The following is a 4821-nucleotide window of genomic DNA, read 5'->3' on the forward strand; positions in this document are numbered from 1 at the left end:
CTGGCCGAACACATACGGACCACGCCCGGCGCCGTGCGCCACTCCGGCCCGGCCACCGTCGGCCCCGAGTACCTCGACGTGCCCCAGCAGCCGGTGTCGCAGTGGGTCGGCGCCCCCGCCACAGCCGCTCCGGCAGTGGCGGTCGGGGGAGCGGCCGCTGAAACGGTCGCTCCGCAGGAGGCGAGGCTTTCCGTGGCCGTGGCGGAGACCTCGCCCGCCGTGGAGAGCCCGCAGGCCGCGGACGCGGCGGAGGAGATCCAGGACGCCGAGGCCCTCCACCAGGCCCAGGACGCCGCCTACGCCCTGGCCCAGGAGGCCGCGGCCGCACAGTTCCGGACGCCGGAGGCCGTGGGGACACCGGTCGCCGCGCAGTTCCAGGCACCGGACGCCCCGGAGGACGCGGAAGCGCCGACCGCCGTGCAGACGGAGGTTCCGGAGGCGGTCGAAGCCCAGGCCCACGTCCCGGTGGCCGTGGAAGAGCCGGCTGCCGTCGAGGCGCGCCCGCTGGAGCCTGCCGAAGCACCGGCTGTGGTTCAGGCCCAGGTCCCGGAGGCCGTCGAAGCCACGGTCGTCGGTCGTACGCCGGCCCCGGAGGAAGCCGTGGAGCCGTCGGCGCCCGAGGCCGCCGAGATCGCGGCAGTCGTGGAAACCCCGCAGACGGACGTACCGCAGGGTCCCGAGCCGGTGGCGACGGCACCCGAGGCGCAGACCTTCGAGGAAGCCGAGCCAGTCACCCCGGCCGCGCAGGCGCCGGACACGACGCCTTTCCCCCCGGCGGCCCAGGGCCCCGAGCCGGTCCCGGCCCAGACCGTCGCCGAGGCCCCGGACGCTCCCCAGCTTCCACAGGAGCCCGAGGAGGTCCTCGAGGTCCTCGACGCCTCCGTCCCGGGCCAGCTCACCGAGGCCGACGCGCTGCCGCAGGCCGACAGCGCGGCCGCAGCGCCCGCGCAGGCCGACGAGGCAGCGGCGGAGGACGCCGAGCAGGCCGTCACCCCGGAGCAGCAGGCGCCGCCTGCCGCGGCCGATGAGCAGGCAGACCCCGGCGTGCCGGACGCGCGGCTCGCGACCGCCGCGCCGGACGAGGAGAGCGCCCTCGCTTCCCCGGAGGAGCCGACCTCCGACGCCGTACCGGACACCGCACAGGACGCCGCCCTCACGCAGGACCCCCAGCAGTCGGCGGAGACACCGGTCGCCGAGGAGCCGCAGCACACGGAGGTCGGGGAAGCCGAGGCCGAGCCGTCGCAAGCCCCGGCGGAGGCCGCACAGTCCGAGGCCGCACAGCCTGAGGCCGCACAGCCTGAGGCCGCACAGCCTGAGGCCGTGACCGAGGAGCCCCAGCCGCCGTCGCCCGCGCAGCCGGAACCGTCCGCCGTGCAGGGCCCGCAGTCCACCGAGCCGGTCGCACTCGTCGCGGACCAGGATCAAGACCACAACGGGGACCACAACGAGGCCGTGCTGGCCCAGCCCGCCGAGACCGCTCCGGAGCCGGAGCCCGCTCAGCCGCCGGTCCCCGAAGCCGTCGTCGAGCCCGAGGCCACGGATGTGAACGCGGCGGACCAACCGGCCGACAGCGCGGAGACGCAGGAAACCGCCGCCGCCGATCAGTCGACCGGCGAGGCTCCGACCGACCCCTCCGAGCCCGCAGCCGACCTGACGACCGAGGAACTGACGACCGAGGAACTGACGACCGAGGACCCGGCGACCGAGGACCCCGCGACCGGTGACCCCTCAGCCGCTGAGCCCTTCGCCGTCGAGGCGCCGCTTCTCGTTGCCTCCCAGATCGACGCCCCCCAGGGCGCCGTGGTCCAGCCCCCGACCGAGCCCGCCCCCGACGCCCCTCTCGCCGGAGCCCTCCAGGAGCCCGCACCGCAGGCCGACGCCGACCTGCCGCTCGGCCGGTTTGTGCCCGTCGACGGCTCGGTGCCGACCGCCCCGCACCCGGCCCCGACCCCGCTCCACGCAATGGTGGTCCCGCCACTGCCCGCGGACGACCTGGCGACGCCGGTCGTCACCGAGTTCCCGGCCGCCGAGGGACAGGCGCAGGCAGCCGAGTCCGCACCCGGCCCGCAGGCCCAGGCCACGGTCCCCACCCCGCGGGACCCAGAGGCCGAGACGATCGTCGTACCGCAGCCGCTCGCAGCGGCCGACGCGCACCCGGACGTCGTTCAGAGCGCCGAGGACCTGGACACCAGGGCCGCCGACCAGGAGGACGGCGAAGCGGCTGCGCCGGAAGCAGAAGCAGTGGAAACAGCAGCAGCCGAAGAGAGCGCGGCACCGGTGGAAGAAGCACCCGAAGACGTACGGGAAGAAGTACGGGAAGAAGTACGGAAGCCCGCGGGCCCGGCCGCGCCCCCCTACGACGACGCCGAACGCGAGGCCGTCCTCAAGGTCATGCGCGAGCGCCGGGACATCCGCAACGGCTTCCGCGACGACCCGATCCCGCACGACGTGCTGCTCCGCGTCCTGGAGGCCGCCCACACGGCGCCGTCCGTCGGCCACTCGCAGCCCTGGGACTTCGTCGTCATCCGCTCGGCCGAGACGCGCCGCACGATGCACGAACTCGCCCAGCGCCAGCGCGAGGCGTACGCGAAGTCGCTGCCGAAGGGCCGGGCGAAGCAGTTCAAGGAACTGAAGATCGAGGCGATCCTCGACACCCCGGTGAACATCGTCGTCACCGCCGACCCGACCCGTGGCGGCCGCCACACCCTGGGCCGGCACACCCAGCCGCAGATGGCCCCGTACTCCTCCGCCCTCGCGGTCGAGAACCTGTGGCTCGCGGCCCGCGCCGAGGGCCTCGGCGTCGGCTGGGTCAGCTTCTTCGACGAGCGCGAGATGGTCCGTGCCCTCGGCCTGCCCGACCACCTGGAGGTCGTGGCGTACCTGTGCGTCGGATACGTCGACGAGTTCCCGGAGGAGCCCGAGCTGATGCAGGCGGGCTGGGCCAAGCGCCGCCCGCTGTCCTGGGTCGTCCACGAGGAGACGTACGGCCGCCGTGCCCTGCCCGGCGCCGAGCCGCACGACCTGCTCGCCGAGACCGTCGCCGGTATCCGCCCGCTGGACGCCAAGGCGCTCGGCGAGGCGTGGGAGCGCCAGAAGCGGATGACCAAGCCGGCGGGCGCGCTCGGCATGCTGGAGATCATCTCCGCCCAGCTGGCCGGTCTGTCCCGCCAGTGCCCGCCGCCCATCCCGGAGCCCGCGGCCGTCGCGATCTTCGCGGGCGACCACGGAGTCCACGCCCAGGGCGTCACTCCCTGGCCCCAGGAGGTGACGGCCCAGATGGTCGCCAACTTCCTCGGCGGGGGAGCGGTCTGCAACGCCTTCGCCACCCAGGTGGGCGCCGAGGTCTGCGTCGTGGACGTGGGCGTGGCGAGCGACCTGCCGGCCACCCCGGGGCTGCTGCCGCGCAAGATCCGCGCCGGTACGTCCGACATGACCACCGGTCCCGCGATGACCCGCGAGGAGGCCAAGCAGGCCATCGAGGTGGGCATCGAGACGGCCCGTGACCTCGTCGCGGCCGGCAACAAGGCCCTCCTCACGGGCGAGATGGGCATCGCCAACACCACGGCCTCCGCCGCCCTGATCGCCGTCTTCACCGGCGCGGACCCCTCCGAGGTCACCGGCCGGGGCACCGGCATCAACGACGAGACCCTCGCCCGCAAGACCGAGGTCGTACGCCGCGCCATCGAGCTGCACCAGCCCGACCCCGCCGACCCCATCGGCGTCCTGGCGGCGATCGGCGGCTTCGAACACGCCGCCATCGTCGGCCTCCTCCTGGGCGGCGCCTCCCTGCGTACGCCGGTCATCCTCGACGGCGTCAGCGCCGGCGCCGCCGCGCTGGTGGCCCGCGCCATCGCCCCCGAGGTCCTCGCCGCCTGCATCGCGGGCCACCGCAGCGCCGAGCCGGGCCACGTCGCCGCCCTCCAGAAGCTGGGCCTGCGCCCCCTGGTCGATCTCGACCTCCGCCTCGGCGAGGGCACCGGCGCCCTCCTCGCCCTCCCGGTCGTCCAGAGCGCGGCCAGGGCGATGCACGAGGTGGCGACGTTCGACTCGGCGGGGGTGACCGAGAAGTAGGCGAGGTGGGTACCGGGCGCCTTTCCGACCCGGCTGCGCGGTTGTGGGCAATCGTTCCGCGGGGCGAAGGGGACACCTCCCGTTCGAGCGAAGCCGAAAATGGGGGAGGGTGGGCACAACCGCCCACGGCCGAGCATTCGGCAACGGTGCTCACCCCCACCCGGGGCCCGGGGGCGGCGCCCCCGGTTTCGGGTAGGGATGGGCTTGGGGAAAGGAACCCCACCCACCTCAGCCACCCACCGGACCCACAGCCTAAAATTCCCACGTCAGGGCCGCTCCAAAGCCGCAGCGCCCCCACCGCACCGCCGCCAGCCCGAGGAGCCGCACCCTCATGGCCGAACACCCCGCCTACCCCGTAGGCCTCCGCCTCACCGGCCGCCGAGTGGCCGTCATCGGCGGCGGCCAGGTCGCCCAGCGCCGCCTCCCCGCCCTCATCGCGGCCGGCGCCGACATCCTCCTCGTGTCCCCGAGCGCGACCCCCTCCGTCGAGGCGATGGTCGACGCGGGCGAGCTGACCTGGGAGAAGCGCAGGTACGCGGAGGGCGACCTCGCCGAGGCCTGGTACGTCCTGATCGCCACCGGCGACCCGTTGGCGAACGCGCGCGCGTCCGCCGAAGCGGAGCGCCACCGCATCTGGTGCGTCCGCTCCGACAACGCCGAGGAAGCCACTGCCTGGACCCCGGCGACCGGCCACAGCGAAGGCGTCACCGTCGCCGTCCTCACCGCCAACGCCCAGGGCCGCGACCCCCG

The 4821-nt window shown here is 74.8% G+C and carries 2 protein-coding genes; both read left to right on the top strand.

Features of this window, described 5'->3' with window-relative positions:
• The gene (gene cobT, locus AWZ10_RS53840; protein WP_244172536.1) at window positions 1-4071 is read left to right on the top strand and encodes a nicotinate-nucleotide--dimethylbenzimidazole phosphoribosyltransferase; all 4071 of its coding nucleotides are present in this window, start codon (window positions 1-3) and stop codon (window positions 4069-4071) included.
• Between the two features lie 331 nt (window positions 4072-4402).
• Window positions 4403-4821, top strand: a 419-nt coding sequence (locus AWZ10_RS23845; protein WP_167365986.1) for a precorrin-2 dehydrogenase/sirohydrochlorin ferrochelatase family protein, incomplete at its 3' end; no start/stop codon positions are given.

It is taken from the genome of Streptomyces europaeiscabiei (genome assembly GCF_001550375.1).
GTDB lineage: Bacteria > Actinomycetota > Actinomycetes > Streptomycetales > Streptomycetaceae > Streptomyces > Streptomyces europaeiscabiei.